Here is a 2,607-nt window from a genome sequence, read left to right on the forward strand (position 1 = left end):
GGTGTCCGAAATCGTCACCACGCCACCGGCCACGTTCAACACGCCGCCGCCAGAACCACTGGCACCGTCGGCATAGTTGCTAACGATGTCAGCGTTGATCACATCCAACACGCCGCCGTTGTTAAATATTCCGCCGCCACCGTTGTCGGACTGATCACCGAGCGCCGTGTTGGCTTCGATCAGAGTACCGTCGACAGTCATCGTACTGCCGGCTTGATTCCACAATCCACCGCCTTCGCTGGCGGCCACGTTGCCGAACACCGTTCCGCCGATCAAGTTGACTTGCGCGATACCGGTGACATGCAAACCGCCGCCATTGCCAGGCGCGGCAACGCCACCGGTTGCTGTCCCATCAACATCGTTATTGATCAGATGGCTGTCGGTCAATGTCACCACCCCATCGACAACTTCGATCGCACCGCCAGCACGATTGGCACCGTTGAATTCGAAGGAGGAAGCCGTGATGTCGACGCTGCCGCCAAGTGACAGCAGACCACCACCGCTGCCGCTTGATCCATCAGCGACGTTGCCTGTGATCACGGAATCAACAATGCTGACACTGCCACCGTCGTTTGCAATCCCGCCACCGCCGCCAGCTGCGCCGGTCGCTGCGTTGTCTCGGACGGTGACATCAACCAGACTCAACACGCCGCCGTTGTTGAAGACTCCGCCACCACCTTCGGTATTGCTTTCGCCGAGCGCTCGGTTCCCGATGATTTCTGTCTGCCCTGAAACAGACAGTTGCGCGCCCGATTGATTCCACAATCCGCCGCCTTCGGATGCGGCCACATTGCCCTGCACCACCCCACCTGTGATCACGATGCGGGTCACCGTTTGACCGGCGTCACCGGTGACATGCAAACCGCCACCGTTCCCCGGCGCGGCGGATCCATCGGGTCCGGCCACATTGCCCATGCCTTCCGCGGCCCCACCCAACATCACGTCGGTAAGCGTCAAATCACCGCGAACGATTTCGATTCCGCCGCCGGCTCGATTGGCCACATTGGACTGGATCTGAGTTCGATCCGCGACAACGAGACCTGCAGTGCTAAACAGCCCGCCGCCACTGCCGGCATCGCCGTTAGCAACGTTGCCGACCAGTTCCCCACCAAACAGTTTCAACGTCCCACCGTTGTTAAAAATCCCTCCACCGCCGTCATCCGCCGCGTTCCCACTGGCAACATTCCCACTGACCGTCGAATCATGAATCGTCATCGTCCCCAAACCATTCCACAACCCACCGCCTTCGCGTGCGGCGCTGTTGTTGCTGACCACACTGTCCGACAGATCCACATCACCACCACCGCTAACATGCAGCCCGCCGCCATTTCCGGGAGCGGCCGCACCATCGGGTCCAGCGATGTTGTCAACCAACATGACTTCGCTGAAGAGACTCTCGGCTTCGTCACCGGACTGTTCGATACCGCCGCCGGCACGATTGGCAACATTTTCAGCCACAGTGACCTGGCGCAAACTGAGATTGCCGCCCGCGTTGAAAACCCCGCCACCGGAACCGCTTGCACCATTGGCCAGATTCCCGCGAATCGCTCCACCGGTCATCACCACGTCGGCCTGATCGCTGTACAAACCGCCGCCACCCTGACTGGCATCATCGCCAGTGGCTACATTGTCTATCAATTGAACGTCTTGCATTCGCAACAGCGTGCCGGCGCCCACCCAGATACCGCCTCCGATTTCGTCGAGGCCGCCGCTAAGGGTCAGTGAATCCAAGATCACCGTCCCACTCCCGGCCGCCACGTTCAGAACTCGACTGCCTGCCGCGGCATCAATCACCACCGATGACGCCCGGCCGGCACGCAGATTGACAGATTCCGAGATAGAAAGTTCTCCCAGAGAAAGCTCGATCCGCGCATCGCCCAATTCACCGGCAAACGCAATGGTATCGATGGCCTGTTCGGCGGACTGTCCGGCCTGTGCCTCGTTGACCGCCAGGTTGCTGTTGGCCGCCATCAAGGCCTCACGCAAACTGACCATGCCATCTTCGGCAACCACATCGGCCACTGTGTCCACCAGATAGCTGGTCAACACCCGTCGCACTTCCAGCTGTTCGCATAGCAAAAGACGACGTTGTTTCGAGCCTCTGCGTTGGCTTGAACCGCGTTGCCGAAAGCGGCCAGTCAACGACTGTCGCGCGGTGGGGCCGGGGGCACGTTGAGAAAAATTCGCTGAGAAGTCACGCTGAGCCGTCATAGGATGTTCTTTGAGTGTGGATCGCGAGCAACAATTGACTCAAGCAGTAGCCACATTCGTTTAGGCTCACTACCGAGCGCAATCATGAATCAGCGGAACCATGCGTAGACGGCAGTCGCTCACGGAGCGCCGTATCGATTCCACCTGCGTCGAATCAGTTACGTCCACATTCAGGTCGACGGATTCAAGAAACCGAAAAAAGAATTCGGGCGTCAACTCCAGGCGGCGTGGCACTGGCGGGATGGACAGTGCCAGTGGGTGCGAAAGTGCCGTCGGTCGGTAACCCAGCACACTCCGTATGAAGTTGCGATTTTGCGTGAGGCATTGTGCTTTGGTAACCCGAAGCGTGAACGAGGGATCCCGTTGACAGCCTAAATCCCTCGCTCACGCTCTTTG

1 pseudogene is annotated in these 2,607 nt (G+C 59.3%); it reads right to left on the reverse strand.

Annotated elements, in window-relative coordinates:
• Nucleotides 1-2,058 (reverse strand): annotated as a pseudogene (locus NHH03_RS27650) (nuclease); the annotation flags it as partial.
• Nucleotides 2,059-2,607: the final 549 nt, after the last annotated feature.

The sequence above is a fragment of the Stieleria tagensis genome (assembly GCF_024129865.1).
Taxonomy (GTDB): Bacteria; Planctomycetota; Planctomycetia; order Pirellulales; family Pirellulaceae; genus Stieleria; species Stieleria tagensis.